Source organism: Deinococcus radiotolerans, from assembly GCF_014647435.1.
In the GTDB taxonomy this organism is placed as follows: domain Bacteria; phylum Deinococcota; class Deinococci; order Deinococcales; family Deinococcaceae; genus Deinococcus; species Deinococcus radiotolerans.
The window spans coordinates 22440-44589 of sequence record NZ_BMPE01000022.1; the positions used below are offsets into that span (position 1 = coordinate 22440).

20 protein-coding genes are annotated in these 22150 nt (G+C 71.1%); 11 read left to right on the forward strand and 9 right to left on the reverse strand.

What is annotated here, in order from left to right:
- Nucleotides 1–43: 43 nt before the first annotated feature.
- The 3 genes from IEY63_RS19395 to metG all read right to left on the reverse strand — a co-directional run bounded on the left by IEY63_RS19395 (nt 44) and on the right by metG (nt 4378).
- Nucleotides 44–1423, reverse strand: a complete 1380-nt coding sequence (locus IEY63_RS19395; protein ID WP_189070649.1) for a gluconeogenesis factor YvcK family protein — start codon at nt 1421–1423, stop codon at nt 44–46.
- On the reverse strand, nt 1416–2258 hold the full coding sequence (rapZ, locus tag IEY63_RS19400; protein WP_189070650.1) for an RNase adapter RapZ: 843 nt from the start codon (nt 2256–2258) through the stop codon (nt 1416–1418). The genes IEY63_RS19395 and rapZ overlap by 8 nt, the downstream gene beginning before the upstream one ends.
- Before the next feature lie 98 nt (nt 2259–2356).
- Nucleotides 2357–4378 carry a methionine--tRNA ligase gene (gene metG / locus IEY63_RS19405; protein ID WP_189070651.1) on the reverse strand — a complete coding sequence of 674 codons (2022 nt, stop codon included), beginning with the start codon at nt 4376–4378 and terminating at the stop codon, nt 2357–2359.
- 421 nt (nt 4379–4799) lie between these two features.
- Here metG and IEY63_RS19410 point away from each other — a divergent pair, with 421 nt between their 5' ends.
- Complete coding sequence (locus IEY63_RS19410) at nt 4800–5735, forward strand: leishmanolysin-related zinc metalloendopeptidase (protein WP_189070652.1); 936 nt, start codon at nt 4800–4802, stop codon at nt 5733–5735.
- A 68-nt stretch (nt 5736–5803) separates the two neighbouring features.
- Here IEY63_RS19410 and IEY63_RS19415 read toward each other — a convergent pair whose 3' ends face one another.
- Complete coding sequence (locus IEY63_RS19415; RefSeq protein WP_189070653.1) at nt 5804–6415, reverse strand: GNAT family N-acetyltransferase; 612 nt, start codon at nt 6413–6415, stop codon at nt 5804–5806.
- Between the two features lie 113 nt (nt 6416–6528).
- Between IEY63_RS19415 and ruvA the strand changes: the two genes are divergently transcribed.
- Entirely contained in the window at nt 6529–7131 is a 603-nt protein-coding gene (ruvA, locus tag IEY63_RS19420) for a Holliday junction branch migration protein RuvA (protein ID WP_189070654.1), read from the forward strand.
- A gap of 55 nt (nt 7132–7186) precedes the next feature.
- Here ruvA and IEY63_RS19425 read toward each other — a convergent pair whose 3' ends face one another.
- Nucleotides 7187–7795, reverse strand: coding sequence for a TetR/AcrR family transcriptional regulator (locus tag IEY63_RS19425; RefSeq protein ID WP_189070655.1), 609 nt, complete (start codon nt 7793–7795; stop codon nt 7187–7189).
- A gap of 53 nt (nt 7796–7848) precedes the next feature.
- Here IEY63_RS19425 and IEY63_RS19430 point away from each other — a divergent pair, with 53 nt between their 5' ends.
- Nucleotides 7849–8265 (forward strand): VOC family protein, encoded by a 417-nt coding sequence (locus tag IEY63_RS19430; protein WP_189070656.1) that lies wholly within the window; start codon nt 7849–7851, stop codon nt 8263–8265.
- 114 nt (nt 8266–8379) lie between these two features.
- On the opposite strand, the gene mnmE is transcribed toward IEY63_RS19430, so the two are convergent.
- A complete protein-coding gene (mnmE, locus tag IEY63_RS19435) occupies nt 8380–9696 on the reverse strand; it encodes a tRNA uridine-5-carboxymethylaminomethyl(34) synthesis GTPase MnmE (protein ID WP_373290941.1) in 1317 nt (438 codons plus the stop codon).
- Between the two features lie 128 nt (nt 9697–9824).
- Between mnmE and IEY63_RS19440 the strand changes: the two genes are divergently transcribed.
- The 5 genes from IEY63_RS19440 to dxs all read left to right on the forward strand — a co-directional run bounded on the left by IEY63_RS19440 (nt 9825) and on the right by dxs (nt 15303).
- Nucleotides 9825–10706: a LysR family transcriptional regulator gene (locus IEY63_RS19440; RefSeq protein WP_189070658.1), complete on the forward strand. Its 882-nt coding sequence runs from the start codon at nt 9825–9827 to the stop codon at nt 10704–10706.
- 80 nt (nt 10707–10786) lie between these two features.
- Nucleotides 10787–11539: a hypothetical protein gene (locus IEY63_RS19445; RefSeq protein ID WP_229784817.1), complete on the forward strand. Its 753-nt coding sequence runs from the start codon at nt 10787–10789 to the stop codon at nt 11537–11539.
- Between the two features lie 175 nt (nt 11540–11714).
- Nucleotides 11715–12401 carry a PspA/IM30 family protein gene (locus IEY63_RS19450; RefSeq protein ID WP_189070660.1) on the forward strand — a complete coding sequence of 229 codons (687 nt, stop codon included), beginning with the start codon at nt 11715–11717 and terminating at the stop codon, nt 12399–12401.
- Between the two features lie 329 nt (nt 12402–12730).
- Nucleotides 12731–13420: a hypothetical protein gene (locus IEY63_RS19455; RefSeq protein WP_189070661.1), complete on the forward strand. Its 690-nt coding sequence runs from the start codon at nt 12731–12733 to the stop codon at nt 13418–13420.
- Complete coding sequence (dxs, locus tag IEY63_RS19460) at nt 13417–15303, forward strand: 1-deoxy-D-xylulose-5-phosphate synthase (protein WP_189070662.1); 1887 nt, start codon at nt 13417–13419, stop codon at nt 15301–15303. Before IEY63_RS19455 ends, dxs begins: the two co-directional genes overlap by 4 nt.
- A gap of 56 nt (nt 15304–15359) precedes the next feature.
- Here dxs and IEY63_RS19465 read toward each other — a convergent pair whose 3' ends face one another.
- A complete protein-coding gene (locus tag IEY63_RS19465; protein WP_189070663.1) occupies nt 15360–16649 on the reverse strand; it encodes a glutamate-5-semialdehyde dehydrogenase in 1290 nt (429 codons plus the stop codon).
- 119 nt (nt 16650–16768) lie between these two features.
- Here IEY63_RS19465 and hemL point away from each other — a divergent pair, with 119 nt between their 5' ends.
- From hemL to IEY63_RS19480, 3 genes are read left to right on the forward strand one after another with little or no spacing between them, the layout of a single operon-like run.
- Nucleotides 16769–18118: a glutamate-1-semialdehyde 2,1-aminomutase gene (gene hemL / locus IEY63_RS19470; RefSeq protein WP_189070664.1), complete on the forward strand. Its 1350-nt coding sequence runs from the start codon at nt 16769–16771 to the stop codon at nt 18116–18118.
- Nucleotides 18115–18543 carry a CoA-binding protein gene (locus tag IEY63_RS19475; RefSeq protein WP_189070665.1) on the forward strand — a complete coding sequence of 143 codons (429 nt, stop codon included), beginning with the start codon at nt 18115–18117 and terminating at the stop codon, nt 18541–18543. Before hemL ends, IEY63_RS19475 begins: the two co-directional genes overlap by 4 nt.
- Nucleotides 18544–18546: 3 nt before the next feature.
- Nucleotides 18547–19563 carry an NAD(P)/FAD-dependent oxidoreductase gene (locus IEY63_RS19480; RefSeq protein ID WP_189070666.1) on the forward strand — a complete coding sequence of 339 codons (1017 nt, stop codon included), beginning with the start codon at nt 18547–18549 and terminating at the stop codon, nt 19561–19563.
- Between the two features lie 77 nt (nt 19564–19640).
- On the opposite strand, the gene IEY63_RS19485 is transcribed toward IEY63_RS19480, so the two are convergent.
- Nucleotides 19641–21686: a single-stranded-DNA-specific exonuclease RecJ gene (locus IEY63_RS19485; RefSeq protein WP_189070678.1), complete on the reverse strand. Its 2046-nt coding sequence runs from the start codon at nt 21684–21686 to the stop codon at nt 19641–19643.
- A gap of 59 nt (nt 21687–21745) precedes the next feature.
- The gene (locus IEY63_RS19490) at nt 21746–22084 is read right to left on the reverse strand and encodes a hypothetical protein (RefSeq protein WP_189070667.1); all 339 of its coding nucleotides are present in this window, start codon (nt 22082–22084) and stop codon (nt 21746–21748) included.
- Nucleotides 22085–22150 lie beyond the last annotated feature (66 nt).

The window sequence follows — 22150 nt, forward strand, 5'->3', positions numbered from 1 at the left end:
TGCGGGGCGGCCCTCCCGGGAGGGCCGCCCCGCACGCTGCCGTTCAGGTGGTCTGGTCGCGGCGGGGCGCGGCGTACAGCAGCGCCTGGGCCAGCGCGGCGGGGTCATGGCGGGCCTGTCCGGGGTGCAGCAGGGGCAGGATGACGCTGCGGCCCCGCAGGTCGCGGCTGGCGCCACTCAGGCTCAGCAGGTGGGCGCCCTCGGCGGCGTAGCGGTCAATGACCTCGCGGGCCGGTATGGCGTTGTTCACCAGGACGCAGTCCGGGGTGCGGCCCAGGTGGCGCGTGATGGCCTGCACGTGCCCTTCCAGGGTCAGGTCGTCGGTCTCGCCGGGCTCGGTCATCAGGCTGGCCACATAGATCAGCGGCGCGGCCGTCTGCCTCAGTCCCTGCGCAATGGCCGGCACCAGCAGCGCCGGGAGGATGCTGGTATACAGGCTGCCGGGGCCCAGGATGATCTGGTCGGCGTCCCGGATGGCCTGGAGAACCTCGGGCAGGGCGGGCAGGTCCGGAGGGTCAAGCGTGACGCGCTGAATGCGGGCCGCGCCGACCTGCTGCGCGAACTGGCTCTCGCCGCGAATGACGCGCCCGTCGTTCAGGTGCGCGACCAGGGTGGGGGGCTGCGTGGCAGCCGGGTACACGCGCCCGCGGATGCGCAGCACCTCGTGAATGTCCAGCATGGCCTCGCTGAGGCTGCCCTGCTCCTCGCTGAGCGTGGCGAGCATCAGGTTCCCGAACGTGTGCCCTTCAATGCCGTCGCCGCGCGTGAAGCGGTGCAGGAGCAGGCGGGCCATGACGGGACTGTCGCTCAGGGCGGCGTAACAATCGGTCAGGTCGCCGGGGGCGATCATGTCCAGCGACTGGCGCAGGCGTCCGCTGCTGCCGCCGTCATCCGCGACCGTCACGATGGCGGTGGTGTTCCCGGTGTGCACGCGCAGGCCCGACAGCAGGTTCGACATGCCGGTGCCCCCGCCCAGGGTCACGATGCGCGGGCCGCGCGCCAGGTGGCGGTTCTGGTACATGAGGTCCACGGCCTGCTCGGGGGCGGTGCCGGTGCCGCTGAGCACCGAGCGGTTCAGCATCATGATGCTCCACAGGGCGCCCAGCAGGGCCAGGGCCATCAGCAGGATGCCGCCCACGTACAGCGGCATGACCTCGGGGCGGATCAGGGCGTTCACCCAGAGGATCCAGCGGGTGGCCGTGAAGTGCAGCGGACCGGTCCACGTGAAGTGCAGCACGCCGACCGCGCCGATCAGGGTGCAGATGACAAACAGCGCCAGCCACCGCTTGACGCCCAGGCCGGGGGACATCCACATGCGGGCGCGGCGGGTGGCCTGCTGCCCGCGTTGCAGCAGCTCGGTGCGCCGCGCGTCGCGGCTGCCGTCCGCTCGTGCGGCGCGCTGCGGGATGGGCGGGTCACTCATGGGCGTGTTCTTTCATGTCTCGGTGGTCCATGATATCGACATTCAGGTCGGCCAGGTCCTGGGCGAGCCGGTCGGCGACGGCGACGCTGCGGTGCTGCCCGCCGGTGCAGCCGATGGCGACCGTGTACCCGTGGCGGCCGCTGGTGCGGGCGCGTTCGGCGGCGACGCGCACGAAGTCACGCAGGTCGGCGTAGAACTGCTCGCTGCCTTCACCCTGGAAGGCGTACGCGGCGACCGCCGGGTCCAGGCCGGTCCGGGGGCGCAGGGCGGGGTCGTAGTAGGGGTTGGGGAGGCTGCGTACGTCCAGCACGAGATCGGCGTCGCGGGGCGGGGCGTGCTTGAACCCGAAGGACATCAGGCGCAGGTGGAAGTCGTGTTCCAGTCGGAAGACCCGCAGGATCTGCGCCGCGAGGTCCTTGGCGCTGAGGGCCGTGGTGTCGATGACGTTGTCCGCGATGGCACGCAGCGGGGCGAGGAGTTCACGTTCCCGCGCGAAGTCGAACATCAGGTTCTCGCCCAGCGGGTGCTCGCGCCGGGTGAAGTTGTAGCGTTGCAGCAGCACGTCATCGTTGGCTTCCAGGAACAGCACGCGCAGGTCCTCGCGGCGGCGGGTGAGGCGAGTGTAACTGTCGTCCAGGGCGCCTAGGAAGTCGCGTGTGCGGGCGTCGGCGCTGATGGCCACGCGGGTCAGGCCGCGCGCCTGCACGAGGTCGTGCATGGCGCCCCACAGTTCGGGTGGGAGGTTGTCCGTGATGAAGAACCCGGCGTCTTCCAGGGTTCGCAGCGCGGTGCTTTTTCCACTGCCGGACAGGCCGGACACGACGACAAACGGCATGCGGTCAGTGTAGCCCGGCCCCGGGCAGGCGCCCGTGACGGGACGGTCAGGCAACGTGAAGGCCGCCCATGATCGTGGGCGGCCTTCAGCGGGGGGGCTCAGCGGACTTTGGTGCCGCTGGGCAGGTCGAGGCCCAGGCCGACGAGGTCGAGGTTGCCCTGGTCGTCCTCGGCGGCGAGGATCATGCCCTGGGACTCGATGCCGCGCAGCTTGGCGGGCTTGAGGTTGGCGACCAGGATGACCTTGCGGCCCACGAGCGCCTCGGGCTCAAACCACTTGCGGATGCCGCTGACGACGGTTCTGGTCTCGTCGCCAAGCTTCACGGTGAGCTTGAGGAGCTTGTCGGCCTTGGCGACGGCCTCGGCGGCGAGGACTTCCGCGACGCGCAGGTCGATGCGGGCGAACTCGTCGATGCTGATCAGCGTTCCCTCGGTTTCAGTGGTCTGGGAGGCAGTGGCAGTGGGGGCCGGGGCGGCAGCGGGCGTGGGGGCGGCTTCTGGGGCAGTCTGGGTCATGGGTTTCTCTTTCTTGCCGGGCTTCGGGGCGCTCGGGGCGGGGGTAGGGGCGTCTTTCGGTTCGGGTTTCGGGAAGAGGATCGCGCCGCCCTGCACGCGCGTCCCGGCGGGCGTGAGGCCCCAGGCGGCCTGGAGGGCGTAGGTGTGCCCGCCGAGGCCCAGCTGGGCGCGCAGTTCGCGGGCCTTGACGGGAATCACGGCCTCCAGGGCGACGCTGGCGACGCGCAGGCCCTCGGCGGCGGTGTACAGCACGGTGTCCAGGCGGCGCTGGGTGTCCTCGCTCTTGGCGAGGGTCCAGGGTGCACTCTCGGCGATGTAGCGGTTCAGGTCACGCACGAAGTTCATGGCGGCCTCGATGGCCATGTTGATCTTCAGGTCGTCCACGAGGCCCAGGATCTGTCCGGGCAGGGCCAGCGCCGCCGATTCGATCTCGCGGTCGCGGTCGCTGAGGTCCGCGGCGGCGGGAATGACGCCGCTGCGGTACTTCTGGATCATGCTGACGGTGCGCGACAGCAGGTTGCCCAGGTCGTTGGCGAGGTCGCTGTTCAGGCGGTTCACCAGGATGCCCTCGCCGTAGGGGCTGTCGGCACTGAGGGTCGCCTCGCGCAGCAGGGTGTAGCGGATCGCGTCGACCGGGTACTCGGCCACGAGCGCTTCGGGGTCAATGGCGTTCCCGAGGCTCTTGCCCATCTTGCGGCCGTCCTCCGCGAGGATGTGGCTGTGCACCACGAGGCGGCGGTAGGGGGGCAGCCCGGCGGCCTTGAGCATGGTCGGCCAGAACACCGCGTGCGGCTTGAGGATGTCCTTACCGATCACGTGCCACGCGGTGCCGATCACGTCGGGTTTCGCGCCCTTGCTGACAGGCGCGGACACGTAGTTCAGCAGCGCATCGAACCACACGTACGTGACGTGGTCCGGGTCCCAGGGCAGTTCGATGCCCCACGGGACGCGGCTCTTGGGCCGGGAGATGCTCAGCGGCCCGATGGGTTCGCGCAGCATCTCAATGACCTCGTTGCGGTACCCGGCGGGCTGGATGAAGTCCGGGTTCTGCTGGATGTGATCCAGCAGCCACGCCTGGTATTTCTCCATGCGGAAGAAGTAGTTCGCCTCGCGGCGCAGTTCGGGTGGGTCCTTGTCGCCGGGGTAGCGGCGCACGCCGTCCGGGCCTTCCACGAGTTCCTTTTCGGTGACGTAGCGTTCGGCGCCGACGGAGTACAGGCCCTCGTACTCGTCGAAGTAGATGTCCCCGGCGTCGTACACGCGTTGCAGGACGTCCTGCACGAAGCGCTTGTGGCGGCCTTCGGTGGTGCGCACGAAGTCGTCGTAGCTGATTTCCAGGCGGTCCCACAGGCCCTTGAAGGCGCGCGTGGCGAGGTCGTCCACGAACACCTGCGGGGTCTGCCCGGCCTTCGCGGCGGCCTTGGCGATCTTCTCGCCGTGCTCGTCGGTGCCGGTCAGGAAGAACACGTCCCGCCCGGCGAGGCGGTGGTAGCGGGCGATGGCGTCGGTGAGGATCTTCTCGTAGACGTGCCCGATGTGGGGCGCGCCGTTGGCGTAGTCGATGGCGGTCGTGATGAAAAAGGGGCGGTTCGGGTCTTGGCTCATGGGCGTCCTTCCTTCCCCTCCCGCGCCCCGGTGTGGGGGCGGCGGTCGGGCAACCCGTTCAGGATACGGGCTGCGGGTGGCGGCGTGAACGGCGTGCGGGGCGCCTGACCTGATCAGAACGCCCCGCGCGGCCGCTGCTTGTGGTCAGCGCCCGGGGGGCATTCGCATCATCAGGCGGGCGGTCATGCCGCTCAGTGTACCGTCCGCCTGCGGCGCGGGGGATGCGCTGTCTGGCCGAGCGGCGCGCTCGCCGCGGGGCGCCCCACCCCTGCAACCTGTCTAGCCAACGTGGCGGTGGGGGGCGCGGCGCGCCGTACCTTCCGGGCGGAATCCCATTCATTCCTAATCCTGGCCCCAGGGGGCCCCGTCCTGCATTCCGCCGTCCCCGTCTTCCCCGTTTCACTTCCCCTCGGAGGTTGCCATGCGCCGTACCCTGACCCTGTCCGCCCTGCTGTCCCTGACTGCCCTGCTCGCCTCGTGCGGCAGCGCGCCCGCCAGCGTGCAGGCCGCCGAGCCTGCGCCCGGCACCGTGAATGTCGCGGACCTGCCCGTCGACCCGTACGCGAAGACGGCCGCCCTGCAACCCCAGGCGACCGAGGCGTACAACATCACCCTGAATTTCGCCTCGGGCAGCGACAGCAGCGTCGTGAACGCCATGAAGGCCGCCGCGAGCCGCTGGCAGGGCGTGATCACGCAGGGCCAGCCGGACCTGACCGTCAGCATTCCTGCGGGCAGCTGCGGCAGCAACGCCGCGTACAGCGGCACCATCGACGACATCATGGTGTTCACCGGGAACAAGAGCATCGACGGTCCTGGCGGCATCCTCGCGCAGAGTGGCCCGTGCAGCGTGCGCAGCAGCACCGGCCTGACCACGTACTCCACGCTGGTGTTCGACACCGCCGACCTGGCGAACTTCAGCAGCCAGCTCTCCGACATTGCCGTGCACGAGCTGGGGCACTCGCTGGGCATCGGGTCGCTGTGGTCGCGCTTCGGGCTGGTCAGCGGCGTGAACACCACCAACCCCATCTACAAGGGCACCAATGGCGTGCGCGAGTACCGCGCGGCGGGCGGCACGCTCAGCACCGTGCCGGTCGAGAACCAGGGCGGCAGCGGCACCAAGGGCGCCCACTGGCGCGAGACGACCTTCAAGACGGAACTCATGACCGGCTACCTGAACAGCGGCGTGAAGAACCCCCTGAGCCGCATCAGCGTGGGCAGCCTGCAGGACATGGGGTACGCCGTGAACTACGCCGCGGCCGACGCGTACACGGTGCCCACCGCGACCGCGCAGACCCTGGAAGGGCTGGACCTGGGCGGCCGGGAGCAGATCATCACGCCCAGGTACCGCACCGAGTAACGCTCCAGCGAGAGCAGCGCGCGCCCCGGTCCTCCAGCCGGGGGCGCGTTTTCATTACAGTGGCATCTTTACAGCGGCAGGCCGAAGGTCACGGCGCCGGGCGCGCGGCGCACCTCCTGAAAGCCCAGGTGCCGGTAGAAGCCCTGCGCGCGGACGTTGGACTCCCCGACACCCAGGTGCACGCCGGGCACGCCCGCCGCCCGCAGCGCGTCCAGCAGCGTGGTCATGAGCGCCCGGCCCCGGCCGCCGCCCTGCGCACCGGGCAGCAGGTCAATGTGCAGGTGCGCGGGGTAGGGGTCCAGGATGTCCTGCGGCGCACGCGGCGGATGGTGGATCAGGTGCGCGATCCGCTGATCCGGGGTGCGGTCCGCGCGGGGCACGTCCAGCGGGTCTGGGTACACGCCGCGCAGGGCCGGCCACCACTCGCGCTCCAGAGTGGTCTCGAACGCGGCGGTGTCTGGCGCGCCCAGGACGTAGCCCATCACGTCCCCAGAGTCCTGATGTTCCAGCACGAATGCGAACTGCGGCGCGTGCGTCAGGTACGGCCCGGCGTACACGTGACCCAGGATCAGAGGGTCCGCGTACAGGTGAGTGGCGTCCTCGCCACTGGCCCCGGTTTCCAGGCAGATGCGGTACAGCGCGGCGCGGTCGGTGTCGCGGGCGGGACGCAGGGTGAACATGCCTCACAGTGCAGCACACCGGGCGCGGTGTGGGGGCGCGGTGTGGTGTGAACCTGCGCCAAAGTCCGGCTTTCGGCAGCATTCTGTTCACAGCGGAATGTAGAATGGGGGCAATGATTGCCTACCTGTCCGGCACCGTCCGGGAAGTCCGAGAGAACAGCGCCGTGATTGTCGCCGGCGGCGTCGGGTACGAGGTGCAGTGCCCGGTCAGCACCCTGGGCAAGCTAGTCGTGGGAGAAACCGCTGAACTGAACACCCGTTTCGTGGTCCGTGAGGACGCCCAGCTGCTGTTCGGTTTCCACGACGCTGACAGCGTCCGCCTGTTCGATCTGCTCACCAGTGTCAGCGGCGTCGGCCCGAAGCTGGCCCTGGCACTGCTGTCCGCCATGCCGGTCAGTGCCCTGGCCGCCGGGCTGCTCGGCGGGGACGTGAAACTGCTCTCCAGCGTCAGCGGCGTCGGCAAGAAGACCGCCGAGCGCCTCGTGCTGGAACTTCAGGGCAAGGTGCCTGAACATCTCGCCGCGCCCGCGACTGGCAGCGGCGCCGGGAAGGCCGCGCGGGTCACGAGTACCGCGGGCCGCGACGCCGTGGACGCCCTGCTGGCCCTGGGCTTCCGCGAGGCGCAGGTGCGCGGCGTGGTCGCGGAACTCGTGGCGGCCGACCCCGACCTGAGCGCCGACAGTCTGATCCGCAAGAGCCTCGGGAAACTCCGGTAGGCAGCAGCGCCGCTGGGAACAGGAACACAGCCGCCTGGGGTTCAGCGGCCACCTCTCAGGGCAGGTGCCACTCAGGACCATCGGCTCCGTCCGAGCTGCCTGCCGGGCCAGTCCCGGTCAGAGCCTGGATCAGCCGGGGTCCGAGGTCTGGGGGCAGCAGGCCCGGCAGGGTCAGTTCCTCGAACACGAAGCCGCTCAGCAGCAGATACCCCATCAGAAACGCCCCGGGCTCTGCTGTGAACCCGTGCGTGTCACTGAACGCCTGACTGAGCGCCAGGTTGGCCTGGATGGTCTCCCGGAAGGCGTCCTGAATGTCCGGGTGCCGCCGGGCCAGCAGTCTGAGTTCCAGCAGGGCGAGGGTCGCCTCGCGTTCGCGCAGCATCCGGTCCAGCAGGTGCTGGAGGAGCGCGGCGTGGCGCTCCTGTTCCGGCCCGGCCAGGGCGGCGGTCACGGTGGCCGGATCGGGGCGCAGCTGCTCCAGAACGTGGCGGGTCAGCTGCACGAGCAGGTCGGCCCGCGTGCGGAAGTAATTGGCGGCGGTCCCGACGGGCAGCGCGGCGGCCTCGTCCAGGTTGCGGTAGCTGAGGGCCTCGGCGCCCCGCTGGGCGAGAAGGGTCATGGCCGCGTGGAGCAGGGCCGCACGGCGGGCTGGATTCTGACGCATCCCCACTATGGTACAGTCGTACCGGTACGACTGTCATTCATTAGGAGGGAAGCATGACCTTCACTGCTCTCAGCGTCACAGTGCTCAGTGCCGATCCGGTCCGCAGCGCCCACTTCTACCGTCAGCACCTCGGCTTCACACCCACCGCTGAACTGGGCTGGTTCGTCAGCCTGCACCACCCGGACCTCCCCGGCCTGCACCTTGATCTGCTGCGCCAGGGGCACCCGGCGGCCGGACCGGCCCTCAGTCAGCAGCGCACGTCCGGCGTCATGCTGGCCCTCATCGTCCCGGACGTCACTGCACAGGCCTACCGGCTGGCACAGGCAGGGCTGGACTTCCTGATGCCCGTCACGACCGAACCGTGGGGCCAGAAACGCTGCCAGATCCAGGGTCCCGACGGGGTGACAGTTGAACTCCTTGAAATGGTTGCCCCGGACCCCGACTGGCTGGCCCAGGAGGCCCTCACCTGAGCCCCCGCGCTCACGGCGGCTGACCAGTGACCTGGGGACGCCCCCCTGCTCCTGCAATTCTGGGGAGGCTGGAAGACCTCTCGCCCACGCCGGCCAGCCCACCGCCCCCTTCGGCTATTTGCCCACGCAGAAGTTGCGGAACACGGCGTCCACCACGTCCTCCTGCACGTCCCGGCCCGTGAGTTCAGCCAGGGCACGCAGGGCCTCTTCCAGCTCGTACCCGGCCAGGTCGTCCGGGAGGGTCTGCGCAGCCTGAATGTGCGCCAGGGCGCGGCGCGCCGCGTCGGCCTGCCGCTCGGTGGTCAGCCACGCCTCACCGCGCGCCGCGTCGCCCAGCAGCGCCGCCTGGATGGCGCCGCGCAGCGCGGGCAGGCCCTCTCCAGTCACGGCGCTCACGTCCAGCGCCTCCGGGTCGGTCCAGGCGGCCGGCAGGTCCACCTTCGTGCGGACGCGGATGACCCGCGCGCCGCTCAGGTCCGCGCCCACCGGCTCGCGCGGGGCGCTGCCGTCCTCCAGCGCCAGGACCAGATCGGCCGCGCCCGCGAGGCTCAGCGCCTGCCGCACCCCGGCGGCCTCGATGACGTCGGCGGTGTCGCGGATGCCTGCGGTGTCCACCAGCGTGACGGGCACCCCGGCGAGTTCCACGGCGGCTTCCAGGTAGTCGCGGGTGGTGCCGGGCGTGGGCGTGACGATACTGCGCTCGTAGCCCAGCAGGGCGTTCAGGAGGCTGCTCTTGCCCGCGTTGGGCCGCCCGATCAGCGCGAGCCGCGCGCCGCGCGTGGCGACCTGCCCGGCCCGCGCGGAGGCCAGCAGGTCCCGCAGGTCGGCGTCCGCCTGCGCCAGGGGGCGCGTGCGGTCCTCGTCCGGCACGCCTTCCTCGGGGTAGTCGAGGAGCGCCTGGATGGCCGCCAGGGTCCGCGTGACGTTGCGGGCCACGCCGTCCACCCGCTCGCCCAGCGCCCCGCTGAGGCCCAGGGTCGCCTGGCGGCGGGCCGTGTCGGTCTGCGCCTCGATCAGGCCCAGCACCGCCTCGGCCTGCGCGAGGTCCAGGCGGCCACTCAGGTACGCGCGCAGCGTGAACTCGCCGGGCCGGGCGGGGCGCGCGCCGCCGTCCAGCGTCGCCTGGAGGACGCGGGCCAGGACGGCGGGGCTGCCGTGCGTCTGGAGTTCAGCCACGTCCTCGCCGGTGTAGCTGCGCGGCCCCTTGAAGATCAGGCACAGGCCCTCGTCCAGCACCTCACCTGCGGCGTCCAGCAGGTGCCCGAACAGAAACCGGCCTCCCGGCGTGCGCGAGGGGGCCCGGCGGCCCCGGAACACCCGGTCCGCGACGCTGAGCGCGGCGGGGCCGCTGACGCGCACGATGCCCACGCCCGCGCTGCCCGGGGCAGTGGCGATGGCGGCGATGGTGTCTTGCAGGCCGGAGCGGGTCACGCGGGCAGGGTAGCGCATGACGCCCGCGGTCCCGGCGGGCGGCGGTGCCGGGGCCGCGCGGTACCATCAGCCCGGACAGGCGAGGCGGACCCGGTGCACGGCTGGCGTCCGGTCACAGGAGGGAGCGTGTGAGGGTCAATCCGGAGCATCTGGTCACGTTCAGCGTGGTCGCGGAGCTGGGCAGCGTCAGCCGCGCCGGGCAGGCCCTGAACCTCAGCCAACCGGCGGTGAGTGGGCAGCTGCGCGCACTTCAGGAGCAGTTCGGGCAGGCGCTGTACGTGCGGCAGGGTCGCGGCGTGGCCCTCACGGAGGCCGGGGAGCGGCTCCTGCCGCACGCGCAGGCCATTGCGCGGAACCTGGCGGAGGTCGCGGGGCAGATCAGTGGCGCGCGGCAGCGTCCGGTCGCGGCGCTGCGGGTGGGTCTGTCGTTCGCCCTGAGTGAGCAGGCCAGCGCGCTGGTCCGGCGCGCCCGGGCGGCGGGTCTGCACCTGCGGGTCGTGGCGCGGCCGGCCGGGACGCTGACCGAGGAGGTCCGCGCCGGGCGGCTGGGCGCGGCGCTGATCATCACGTCCCCGCAGCGGCCCGTGGAGGGCCTGGACCTGCACCGCGTCGGGGAGGACCAGTTGCGGCTGGTCACGCCGCCCGGCCACGCCCTGGCCGGTCTGGGGTACGTGCCCCCGCACGCGCTGCGCGGCGAGACGCTGCTGTGGTCCGCGCGGGGCAGCGGCGTGCGCCGTCAGGCCGAGCGGCTGCTGGACGGGGTGGGCGTCCCCCCCGGTCAGGGCCTGGAACTGGGGAGCCTGTGGGGGGTACTGGCGGGCGTACGGGCCGGGGACGGCGTGGCGATCATGCCCGCGTCGTTCGTGGCGCGGGACGTGCAGATGGGTGCCGTGGCCAGCGTGGGGCTGGAAGCCCCGGCGGTCACGGTGGTGCACACGCTGGTCACGGCGCCCGAGCCGCTGCTGTCCGCCGAGGTGCACGCCCTGGTGCGCCTGCTGCGACCCGGCTGACAGGCAGTGCCTGGCTGCATGAGTGCCGCTCCTTCACGCAGCGGCGAGGTTTCTCATGCGTGCGCTTTAGCATGCCGGGTATGCGTTTCCCCCACCTGCTCATCCTGTCCTCGGCCCTGCTCGGCCCGGCCGCCCTGGCCCAGACCGCTCCGGCCGCACCTGCCAAGGCCGTGGCGTCCGCCGCGACGAACAAGAGCGTCAGCGCGCTGGCGGTCGAGGTGGGCTCGGTCGTCAAGGGCCGCCTGATGGACTGCCCCGCCAGCCTGAAACTCAGCGTGAACGCCGTGTGCCTGTACGTGCAGACGCCCGCCACGAGCCTGCGCCCCCTGGTGCGGGGCAAGCTGGGAGCCCGCGCGGGCGACTGGAAGACCACGGGCAAGTCCAGCGTGCTGCTCGTGAAGGACGTGACGCCCAACTTCGTGCTGCTCAGCACCCTGAGTGACAAGGAAACCCTGGTCGTCGTGGACGCCGCGCCTGCGGCGAAGGCCGCGGCCCCCGCGAAGGTCGCCACGCCCGCCGGGGTTGTGAAGGGCCAGCCGTACGTGCTGGGCAGCGACCTGGTGGGCGTCGTGAAGGTCACGGCGCTGGGCAGCGGGAAGTACCGCCTATCCAACGCCGACCAGGGCACCCTGACCGTCACGGTGGGCCAGCGCGCCGCGCAGACCGACGCGGGCGCCGTGGAACTGCCGCTGGCCCCCGCCACGGACGGCAAGAACCTGATCTTCCCGCTGTCGGGCCTGCGTGCCCTGGGCTGCACGGCCACCCCGAACGGCGGCGTGCTGACAGTCGCGTGCGGCTCGGACAGCGTGGGCCTGAAACCCATCGTGTTCTGACCGCCACAGGACGGACCGGGGGGCCTGCGGGCCCCCTTTCGCGTGCGGCGCGGCGGCGCCTTCACCTCTTCTTAGGGGAACGCCGGCGGGAACGCCCGGAGGCGCCAGAGCGTACTGGAGGGCGGTAAGCTTCGGGTCAAGCCCCGAGGCACCACTCTCCACAGGAGGAATCACCATGAGTATCCTTGACCGCCTCTCGCGCCTGCTGCGCGCGAACGTGAACGACCTGATCAGCAAGGCCGAGGACCCCGGCAAGATCATCGACCAGGCCCTGCGCGACATGCGCGCCGCGTACGCCGACGCGCGCAGCGAAGTGGCCGACGCCATGAGCCAGAACGCCAAGCTGGAACGCGAGGCGAACACCAACCGCCGCCTGGCCAGCGAGTACGAGAAGAAGGCCGAGGAGGCCCTGCGCGGCGGCAGCGAGGACCTGGCCCGCGAGGCGCTGCGCCGCTCGCAGAATGCCAAGGACCTCGCGGCGGGCTTCGAGGAGCAGCTCAGCACGCAGTCCCAGACGGTCGAGCAGCTCAAGACCCAGCTGCGCGCCCTGGAAGCCAAGATCGACGAGATGGAAAGCAAGAAGTCCCTGCTCGCCGCCCGTCAGAAGACCGCGCAGGCCGGAGCCACCCTGGACCGCGTGTCGGGCTTCAGCAAGGCAGGCAGCGCCATGGACGCCTTCGAGGACATGGAGGAGAAGGTCTCCGGGATGGAAGACCGCAACCGCGCCATGCAGGACCTGCGTAAGGAGAACGACTTCGACGCGCAGCTCAAGGACCTGGGCCGCACCCAGGCGCTCGATGACGCCATGGCAGCCCTGAAAGCCAAGGTGCAGGGCGGGGGCGGCAGCAATAGCAGCAGCTGAACCGCCCAGAGCGGGGCGCGCAGGCAAGAGCCTGCGTGCCTCTCTTCTATGACGCAGGGCCATCCAGAGGAAGAGAGGCGCGGTGCGGCTGAGGCGCGTGCCGTGGCCATCTCTCAGAGTCCCCGGCAGGGCAACGCGCCGAGTAGGCCGTTCCCGCAGGGCCACGAGTGCGGTTTCCGAAACCGCCTGAATCTATCCCGGCGCAGCGGCTGGGCCACGGGCCCGCAGGACCACGCGCGCGGCCCCTCCACCTTTGGGGGGACGTTCGTCAGCTGAACTTCATGTTTGCTGACAGAATGAGGGCAATGAGGCGTTCTAAGCTTGGTGCCATGCCCGCCCCCCGACTCCCCCTGTCTGCCCTGCTGGTCGCCTGCGCTGCCCTGGGGTCGTGCGCCCCACAGGCGAGCGCGCCCGGCACCGTGCAGAGCACGACTCCGCTGAGCCGCGTGTCGTTCTACCCGCAGGAGACCGGGTTGCAGTGGGCGTACCTGCCCGAGGGCGAGTCGGCGGGCGGCGCGCCGTACGTGGTGCAGAACCTCGGACCGACCCTGTTCGGAGGCGAGGCGGCGTACGCGACCAGAATGACCGGGCGCGGCGCGGATCAGACGTGGTACCGCGTGTCGGACGCGCAGGGCGTGCACCTGCTGGGCCTGAGCAAGCCGGGCGTAACCGTGCGGCTGCAACCGGCCTGGCTGGAGTACCCCGCGCCGGACGCGTGGCGGGCGGGCCTGACGTGGCAGGGGCAGAGTCAGGTGACGCTGCTCGGCGCGGACGGCGCTGTGAAGGGCAGCGGCACCCTGACGTACAGCTACCTGGTGCAGGAGCGGCGGCAGGTGAGCACGCCCGGCGGCCGCTTTGACGTGTGGGTCGTGACCCGGCAGATCAGTGACACGGTGGGCGGGCTGTTCCCGGCCACGCAGCAGCTGTGGTTCACACCCTTCGTGGGCGAGGTTCGCACGCCCGAGGGTCTGCTCCTGACGGAGCGGAACTTCGCCCCGCGTTCAGGAGGACAACCATGACCGACATCCGACCAAGCGGCACGCCGCTGCTGGACCTTGTCAGCAGCCCCGACGACCTCAAGCGTCTGTCCCGCGATCAGCTGCCCGCGCTGTCGCAGGAACTGCGGGACGAGATCACGCGGGTGTGCTCGGTGGGCGGCCTGCACCTGGCGTCCTCGCTGGGTGCCACGGACCTGATCGTGGCGCTGCACTACGTCCTGAACTCCCCGCGCGACCGGATCCTCTTTGACGTGGGGCATCAGGCGTACGCGCACAAGATGCTCACGGGCCGCCGCGACCAGATGGCCACCGTGAAGAAGGAGGGGGGCCTGTCGGGCTTCACGAAGGTCAGCGAGTCCCCGCACGACGCGATCACCGTCGGGCACGCCAGCACCAGCCTGGCGAACGCGCTGGGCATGGCCATGGCCCGCGACGCGCTGGGTCAGGACTACAAGGTCGCCGCCGTGATCGGCGACGGCAGCCTGACTGGCGGCATGGCGCTGGCGGCGCTGAACACCATCGGGGACATGAACCGCCGCATGCTGATCGTCCTGAACGACAACGAGATGAGCATCAGCGAGAACGTCGGCGCGATGAACAAATTCATGCGTGGCCTGCAGGTGCAGAAGTGGTTCCAGGAGGGAGAGGGCGCCGGCAAGAAGGCCATGCAGGCGGTCAGTAAACCCCTGGCGGACTTCATGAGCCGCGCCAAGAGCAGCACCCGGCACTTCTTCGACCCGGCCAGCGTGAACCCCTTCGCCGCGATGGGCGTGCGCTACGTGGGTCCGGTGGACGGGCACAACGTGCAGGAACTCGTGTGGCTCATGGAGCGCCTCGTGGATCTGGACGGGCCGACCATCCTGCACGTCGTCACGAAGAAGGGCAAGGGCCTCAGCTACGCGGAAGCCGACCCGATCTACTGGCACGGCCCGGGCAAGTTCGACCCGAGCACCGGGGAGTTCAGCGCCAGCAAGGCGTACTCGTGGAGCAACGCCTTCGGGGACGCCATGACCGAACTGGCCGCGCAGGACCCGCGCACGTTCGTGATCACACCCGCCATGCGCGAGGGCAGCGGGCTGGTCGGGTACTCGAAGGCGCACCCGAACCGCTACCTGGACGTCGGCATCGCTGAGGAGGTCGCCGTGACCGCCGCCGCTGGTATGGCCCTCCAGGGTCTGCGCCCGGTCGTGGCGATCTACTCGTCGTTCCTGCAACGCGCATACGATCAGGTGCTGCACGACGTGGCCATCGAGCACCTGAACGTCACGTTCGCCATTGACCGCGCCGGGATCGTGGGCGCGGACGGCGCGACGCACAACGGAGTATTCGACCTGAGCTTCCTCCGGTCCATTCCCGGCGTGCGGATCGGCCTGCCGAAGGACGCGGCGGAACTGCGCGGCATGCTGAAGTACGCGCAGACGCACGACGGTCCCTTCGCGGTCCGTTACCCGCGCGGCAACACCACGCCCGTGCCCGAGGGCACCTGGCCTGAACTGGAGTGGGGCACCTGGGAGCGCGTGAAGGACGGTGCGGACGTGGTGATCCTGGCGGGTGGCAAGGCCCTGGAGTACGCGCAGAAGGCCGCTGCTGACCTGGACGGCGTGGGTGTCGTGAACGCCCGCTTCGTCAAACCCCTAGATGAAGCGATGCTGCGCGACGTGGCCCGCAGCGCCCGCGCGATCATCACCGTCGAGGACAATACCGTCGTCGGCGGCTTCGGCAGCGCCGTGCTGGAATTTCTGAACGCCGAGGGCCTCCGGACCCCCGTACGAGTCCTGGGCATCCCCGACGAATTTCAGGAGCACGCCACCGTCGAGAGCGTTCACGCCCGCAGCGGCATCGACGCGCAGGCGATCCGCACGGTGCTGGCCGAACTCGGCGTCGACGTACCACTCGGGGTATAGCAGGTTGATGGTTGATAGAAGGGGCGACCTTCCATCAACCATCAACTTTTGACCATCTACCCGCGCACCTCGCCGTTGCCTTCCACGACCCATTTCGTAGTCGTCAGTTCGCGCAGGCCCATGGGGCCGCGGGCGTGGAGTTTCTGGGTGCTGATGGCGACCTCCGCACCCAGGCCGAGTTGCCCGCCGTCGTTGAAGCGGGGGCTGGCGTTCACGACCACCGCCGCCGAATCGACATCCTTGATGAACCGCTGCGCCTGAGTGTCATCGCGGGTGAGGATCACGTCGGTGTGGTTCCCGCGCGCGGCAATGAAATCCAGCGCCTCCTCGAAGGAGGGGACGGTCTTCACGCTGGCGGTCAGGGCCAGGAACTCGGTGCCGTAATCGGCGGCCGTGGCGGGGTCGCTGCTGATCCCAGCAGCCCTCAGGGCCGCGTGGGCGGCCGGGTCGGTGCGCAGCGTGACGCCGTGCGCCTGGAGGTCGCGGGCGATGTCCGGCAGGGCGTCCAGCGCCTCCTCGTGAATCAGGAGGGTGTCCAGGGCGTTGCAGGCGCTGGGTTTCTGCACCTTAGCGTTCCGCACGATCTCCAGGGCACGCGCCCGGTCGCCGGGGTCGCGGGTGAAGCTGGGGTCCAAGTACACGTGCACCACGCCGATGCCGCCCACGATGACGGGCACGGTCGCGTTCTCCACGCAGTAGCGGTGCAGGCCGGCCCCGCCGCGCGGGATGATCGCGTCGACCAGATCATCCAGCTTCAGGAGTTCCAGCATGCGCTCGCGGGCCGGGTCGCGGATGACCTGCACCCCGTCCGCCGGGAGGCCCTGACCGCGCAGCGCGGCGTGGATCACGGCTTCCAGCGCGGCGTTGCTGCGCACCGTCTCCTTGCCGCCGCGCAGGATCACGGCGTTCCCGCTCATCAGGGCCAGTGCGGCGACGTCCACGGTCACGTTCGGTCGGCTCTCGTAGATGACGCCCAGCACGCCCAGCGGCACGCGCCGGGTGCTCACGCGGATGCCGCTCGGCTGCACCTGCGCGGGGGTGGTCTCCCCCACCGGGTCGGGCAGGCGCGACACGGCCTCCACGTCCGCCGCGATGCCGTCCAGCAGGCGTGCGTCCAGGCGCAGGCGGGCCACCATCGGCGCAGGCAGCCCGGCCTCCAGCGCGGCCTGCACGTCCTGCGCGTTCGCGGTCAGGATCGCGGGCGCATTGGCGCGCAGTCCGGCGGCGATCGCGTGCAGTGCGGCCACCTTGCGCGCGGTGGGCAGCGACCGCAGCACGCGGGCGGCGGCGCGGGCCCGCACGCCCATCTCCCGGACGCTCAGGTTGTGGGGGGACGACTCACTCATCCCGCCAGCGTAGCGCGCCCCTCCCGCCCGGCCCGGCGCGCGGTGCAGACCTCCTAGCTGCACTTCAGTGTGCGCTGGGTTGCCCACGGCCCTCACGGGCCTCCGGTAAGGTGGGGGGCATGACCACCGAGTTGCAAGCTGCTGTTCTACCCGCGCCCACGGCGCATTCGGAGGCGCTGTTCGCGCGCGCGCGGGCCGTCACGCCGGGCGGGGTGAACAGTCCGGTGCGGGCCTTCCGCAGCGTGGGCGGCACGCCGCGCTTCATCGCCCGCGCGGACGGCGCGTACCTGACCGACGCGGACGGCACGCGCCTGCTGGATTACATCGGGTCGTGGGGGCCGATGATCCTGGGGCACAACCACCCGGCGGTGCGGGGGGCCATTGCGGACGCCCTGCAGTACGGCACGAGTTTCGGCGCGCCCGGCGAGCGGGAGGTGCTGCTGGCGGAACTGGTGACGCGCCTGACAGGCGTGGACCGCGTGCGTTTCGTGAGCAGCGGCACCGAGGCCACCATGAGCGCGCTGCGGCTGGCGCGGGGCGTGACGGGCCGGAAGTTCATCGTGAAGTTCCGCGGGAACTACCACGGGCACGCGGACGGCCTGCTCGTGGAGGCCGGGAGTGGCCTGCTGACGAACGCGGACGGAGCGCTGGGCGCGGCCGCCCCGAGCAGCGCGGGCGTGCCCGAGGAGTACGCGGGCCTGACGCTGGTGAGCGAGTACAACGATCCGGCGGCGCTGGACGCCCTGATGACCGCGCGCGGGTCGGAGGTGGCGGCGGTGATCTTCGAGCCGGTGGTGGGGAACGCCGGGGTGCTGATTCCCACGCCGGAGTTCCTGGCGGCGCTGCACCGCGTGAAGACCCACGGGGCGCTGCTGATCGCGGACGAGGTCATGACCGGCTTCCGCCTGTCGCTGGGCGGCGCGACCGGCCTGCTGGGCCTGCGCCCGGACCTGATCTGCTGGGGCAAGATCATCGGCGGCGGCCTGCCGGTGGGCGCGTACGGGGGCCGCGCCGAGGTGATGGATTTCGTGTCCCCGCAGGGCCCGGTGTATCAGGCGGGGACGCTCAGCGGAAACCCGCTGGCGATGGCAGCGGGCCTCGCGACCCTGAGCGCGCTGGAGGCCGACCCGGACCTCTACGCGCGGCTCGGGGCGTACACCACCGCTCTGGCGGCCGGCCTGCGGGACGCGGCGGCAGCGGCGGGCGTGCCGATCAGCATCAACCACATCGGCAGCATGCTGACCGCCTTCCACCTGGACGCGCCGGACGGCAGTGTGCGCACGTACACGGACGCCGCCGCGAGCGACACGAAGGCCTTCGCCCGCTGGTTCCAGGGGATGCTGGGCCGGGGCGTGTACTGGGCGCCCAGCCAGTTCGAGAGCATCTTCGTCAGTGGCGTGCACGGCGACGCGGAACTGAACGCCACGCTGGACGCCGCGCGCGCCGCTTACCAGGATCTGGGCGCATGACGCTGGTGACGCAGACGGCGCAGGTGCGGCAGATCCTCACCGAGCACAAGGTCATCGCCGTGGTGGGCTTCCATCACGACGCGATGAAACCCGCGTACTACGTGCCGGAGTACATGCACCGCCAGGGCTACACGATCATCCCGGTGAACCCGGCGCTGGCGGCGCGTGGCGAGAGCTTCTTCGGGCACCGGGCGGTGGCGACCCTGGCGGAGATCACGACCCCGGTGGACATCGTGGACGTGTTCCGCCGCAGCGACCGGGTGCGCGAGCACCTACCGGACATCCTGGCCATGCCGACCCCGCCCAAAGTAGTGTGGTTGCAGCTCGGCATCCGCGACGACGCGACCGCCCGCGAACTTGCATCGCGCGGGATCGACGTCGTACAGGACCGCTGCCTGCTCGCCGATCACCGGGCGCTGCTGTAACGCATGCCAGACGTGCTGATGGTGGGTGCGGGCCTGGGCGGGCTGGCCGCGGCGCGTGACCTGGGCGCGGCGGGGCAGCACGTCACGCTGCTGGACAAGGCGCGGGGCGTGTCGGGCCGCGCCGCCACCCGCCGCGTGACCCTCCCCGACGGGCGGGAGGCGCGGCTGGATCACGGGGCGCGGTTCTTCACCGCCCGGCACGACCGCACCCGCGCGCTGGCCGAGGCAGGCGTCCGGGAGGGGTGGAACGCCGAGTGGACGCGCGGCATTCCCCGCTGGGAAGAAGGGAACGTGCGTGACGGTGGCGACGGGCACCCCCGCTATGCGCCCCCGCAGGGCCTCAGCACCCTGGGCCGCACGCTGGCCCGCGGGCTGGAGGTCACCACCGGCGTGACCGTCACCAGCCTGGAACGCCGCCCGGGCAGCTGGCGCGTCCACACCCGCGACGGTGCCACCTGGGAGGCGGGGACGCTCCTCCTGAATCTCCCCGCGCCGCAGCTGGCCCCGCTGCTGGCCGATCTCGACCTGCGCGGCAGCGACTCCGAGGGCACCGCCGAACGGGTCGCGGCCGTCGAGTACGCGCCTTGCTGGGCCGCAGGCGTCGTGCTGGAGCGTGATCTGGAGGCCAACTGGCCTGCCCTGCGCGCCGACCATCCCGTGTTGGAGTGGCTGGCCTGCGAGCACACCAAACGCCCCGCCGGGCACCCCCCCGCGCTGACGCTGCACGCCACGCCCGAGTGGAGCCGCGCGAACCTGGAGCGCACCCCGGACGAGGTGCTGCCCGAGTTGCTGCGCGCCGCCGCCGAGATCACAGGCGACCTCCCCCCCTCCCTGCACGCCTTCGCGCACCGCTGGCGCTACGCCATCCCCACCCGCCCCGCGCCCGGCCCCTGCCACTGGGACCCGGAACTGCGCCTGGGCTGGTGCGGCGACTGGTTCACCCCCGACGCGCACGGCCCCCGCGTGGAAACCGCCCTGCTCAGTGGCTGGACCCTCGCCCGCCGCGTCACGGGAACGTAAGGGTCGGAAAGTTAAGAGTCTGAGGTTCCAAGACTTAAACGCTTGGACCCTCAGACGTTTAGCCCCCTCGACCCTGCTCAGTCCGCGCTGACTGCTTCCCATTCCTGCACGGGTTCGCCGAGCATGGCGTGGACGCTGGCGGTCCAGCCGTCGTCGCTGAGGGTGCGCCAGTGGTGGGCCCACTGCCAGCGGCGGTAGGCGTCGGCGGCGGCCTCCAGGGTGCCGGGGTTCAGCAGGGGATTGGCGGGCGGGGCGCTGAGGTGGTGGCGGCTGAGGCTACCTTCAAGTTCCGCGAGGGTCTTGGGACCGAACGCGAAGGCGAGGCTGGCCGCTAGTCGCGTCCGCGTGGCGTGCAGCCAGCCGCGCAGGGTGTCCTCGGGTGGCAGGGCGTACAGGATGAGTTCCCCGCCGGGGTGCGCATCGGCAGTGGTGACGAGGGTGAGGCCTGGGACGTTGTCGCGCAGGTACGCGGCGACGGGACCCTCGGCGTAGGCGCTGGCTCCGGCGCGCAGGTGTTCCATGGCGGCTTTGGGGTTCAGGCGCGGGGTGAGCTGTTCCGGGATAGGGGCGTCGAGGTCGATAGTGCCGGGTGCGCGCAGGGCCTGCCCCTGGAATTCCAGTCGGGTCTGGCCGCGCCACTCGCTGCTGACGAGGTGCGCCCCCAGGTCGCGTTCGCCCGCCGCGTCGTTGGTCTCGTCGAACTTGATGCCGCGCAGGCCCGCCACCTTGAACTGAAGGCTGTTGCCTTTCTTGCCGACCAGTCGGGTCTCAGTGAGGGGTTCGCGCAGGTGCCACAGCGGCAGGGCGTGCCCCTCGCCGAAGGGTTCGAAGGCGTGGGTTTCGTGGAGCAGGTCGAGGCTGGCGGCCAGTGCGGGCAGCGGCGCGTCCAGCCGCACCCGCGGGGCGGGGGTGGGGAACTGCCGGGCGTAGGCGTGGATGCGGTCTCGGAAGGCGTCCATGTTGGCGGGGTCGATGGCGAATCCGGCGGCGCCGGGGTGCCCGCCGTAGCGTTTCAGGAGGTCGTGGCTGTAGCGCAGGCCTTCGACGGCGCTGATGCCAGGTGTGGACCGCACCGAGCCCTTGCCCTGCGCGACGATGAACACGGGTTTGTGGTACGCGTCCACGAGCTTGCTGGCGACGATGCCCATGACGCCCGCGTGCCAGTCGGGGTGCGTGACGACCAGCGCGGGTTCGCCCGGATCGGCGAGGGTGAGGGCGTGCTGGAACATGTCGTCCTGGAGTTTGCGGCGTTCCTGGTTGCGGATCTCCAGGTATTCCGCGAGGCGGCTGGCGTTGTGCGCGCTGGGCGTGGTCAGCAGGTCCAGCGCCACGTCGGCCTCGCCGAGGCGACCGGCGGCGTTGATACGCGGCGCGAGGATGAACGCCACGTCCCGCGCGGTGGGTCGCTTCACGCGGCCCGAGTCAAGCAGGGCGCGCAGGCCGGGCAGGGTCGTGTCCTTCAGCGCGTCCAGTCCGGCGCGGACCAGAGCGCGGTTCTCCCCGATGAGAGGCGCGACGTCCGCGACGGTGCCCAGGGTGGCCAGGGCCGTCAGGGCGCGCGGTTCCGGCAGCCCAAGTTCCTCATGAACGGCCCAGAGGAGGTGGTACGCGACGCCCGCGCCGGTCAGATTGTGCAGGTCGTGGTCGTAGCCGTCGGTCAGGTGCGGGTGGACGACCAGTGCGTCGGGAAAGTCGTCGCCCGGGGCGTGGTGGTCGGTCACGATGACCTGCACGCCCCGCGCGACCAGGGCCGCGACCTCCTCGACGTTCGTCACGCCGCAGTCCACGGTGACCAGCAGGTCGCACGCGGCCGCGTGCTCCTCGACCTTATCCGGGTGAACGCCGTACCCCTCGTTCAGGCGGTGGGGGATGAAGCCGTGCACATCCGCGCCTAGGTCCCGCAGGCCAAGGACCAGGGTGGCGGTGGCGCTCACGCCGTCCGCGTCGTAGTCCCCGTGGATGCGGATGCGCTGCCCGGCCCGGATGGCGGTCACGATGCGCCGGGCGGCCTCGCGCAGCGCCGGGTTCGGCGTCAGCGTCAGCGGCGGGTCGAGGAGCGCGGGCGTGAGGTGCCGTCCCGTGAGCACCTGCGCCAGAGGTGGGGACACACGCCACTCCCGCATGACGCGCAGCAGTTCGTCGCGGCTGGCGGGGGGCGCGAGCACCCAGCGAGGAACAGCGCTCACGCCTGCTCTCCGTGGCGCGAGTCATCTGGGGTCACGGCGCCGCCCAACCGAGCCTGGAGGGTGGCGGTCAGGCGTTCCTCGGACTGGCGGCGCAGACGGGCTTCCCGGGCCCGCCGCAGCCGCTCGGACCACAGGGCAGGCAGGAGGAGCAGCGTGGCGAACAGCACGCCCAGCAGGAGAAACGCGGCCACCCCGGACCCAACCGGGACCGAGAGTTCGCCCGTGCCGGTCGGGAGGGGCAGGCGGATCACGCCGGGGTTCTCCAGCGTGACCAGCACCAGGTACGCGGCAATGCCGAGCAGCAGCAGCACCTGAAGGAAGGAAACGAGCCGCATCCCGGCAGTGTAGCGCGCAGGGGCCAGGGCGGCGGTGATCAGCGTCTCCGCACCACCGTTCAGTGC

What these genes read in the sequence shown, in the direction of transcription:
- IEY63_RS19410 (WP_189070652.1), top strand. Translation starts at nt 4,800, where the DNA reads ATGCGCCGTACCCTGACCCTGTCCGCCCTGCTGTCCCTGACTGCCCTG.
- IEY63_RS19415 (WP_189070653.1), bottom strand. Translation starts at nt 6,415, where the DNA reads ATGTTCACCCTGCGTCCCGCCCGCGACACCGACCGCGCCGCGCTGTAC.
- metG (WP_189070651.1), bottom strand. Translation starts at nt 4,378, where the DNA reads ATGAGCCAAGACCCGAACCGCCCCTTTTTCATCACGACCGCCATCGAC.
- IEY63_RS19480 (WP_189070666.1), top strand. Translation starts at nt 18,547, where the DNA reads ATGCCAGACGTGCTGATGGTGGGTGCGGGCCTGGGCGGGCTGGCCGCG.
- hemL (WP_189070664.1), top strand. Translation starts at nt 16,769, where the DNA reads ATGACCACCGAGTTGCAAGCTGCTGTTCTACCCGCGCCCACGGCGCAT.
- IEY63_RS19430 (WP_189070656.1), top strand. Translation starts at nt 7,849, where the DNA reads ATGACCTTCACTGCTCTCAGCGTCACAGTGCTCAGTGCCGATCCGGTC.
- ruvA (WP_189070654.1), top strand. Translation starts at nt 6,529, where the DNA reads ATGATTGCCTACCTGTCCGGCACCGTCCGGGAAGTCCGAGAGAACAGC.
- IEY63_RS19490 (WP_189070667.1), bottom strand. Translation starts at nt 22,084, where the DNA reads ATGCGGCTCGTTTCCTTCCTTCAGGTGCTGCTGCTGCTCGGCATTGCC.
- IEY63_RS19475 (WP_189070665.1), top strand. Translation starts at nt 18,115, where the DNA reads ATGACGCTGGTGACGCAGACGGCGCAGGTGCGGCAGATCCTCACCGAG.
- IEY63_RS19455 (WP_189070661.1), top strand. Translation starts at nt 12,731, where the DNA reads ATGCCCGCCCCCCGACTCCCCCTGTCTGCCCTGCTGGTCGCCTGCGCT.
- IEY63_RS19465 (WP_189070663.1), bottom strand. Translation starts at nt 16,649, where the DNA reads ATGAGTGAGTCGTCCCCCCACAACCTGAGCGTCCGGGAGATGGGCGTG.
- IEY63_RS19485 (WP_189070678.1), bottom strand. Translation starts at nt 21,686, where the DNA reads ATGCGGGAGTGGCGTGTGTCCCCACCTCTGGCGCAGGTGCTCACGGGA.
- IEY63_RS19445 (WP_229784817.1), top strand. Translation starts at nt 10,787, where the DNA reads ATGCGTTTCCCCCACCTGCTCATCCTGTCCTCGGCCCTGCTCGGCCCG.
- dxs (WP_189070662.1), top strand. Translation starts at nt 13,417, where the DNA reads ATGACCGACATCCGACCAAGCGGCACGCCGCTGCTGGACCTTGTCAGC.
- IEY63_RS19450 (WP_189070660.1), top strand. Translation starts at nt 11,715, where the DNA reads ATGAGTATCCTTGACCGCCTCTCGCGCCTGCTGCGCGCGAACGTGAAC.
- IEY63_RS19425 (WP_189070655.1), bottom strand. Translation starts at nt 7,795, where the DNA reads ATGCGTCAGAATCCAGCCCGCCGTGCGGCCCTGCTCCACGCGGCCATG.
- rapZ (WP_189070650.1), bottom strand. Translation starts at nt 2,258, where the DNA reads ATGCCGTTTGTCGTCGTGTCCGGCCTGTCCGGCAGTGGAAAAAGCACC.
- IEY63_RS19395 (WP_189070649.1), bottom strand. Translation starts at nt 1,423, where the DNA reads ATGAGTGACCCGCCCATCCCGCAGCGCGCCGCACGAGCGGACGGCAGC.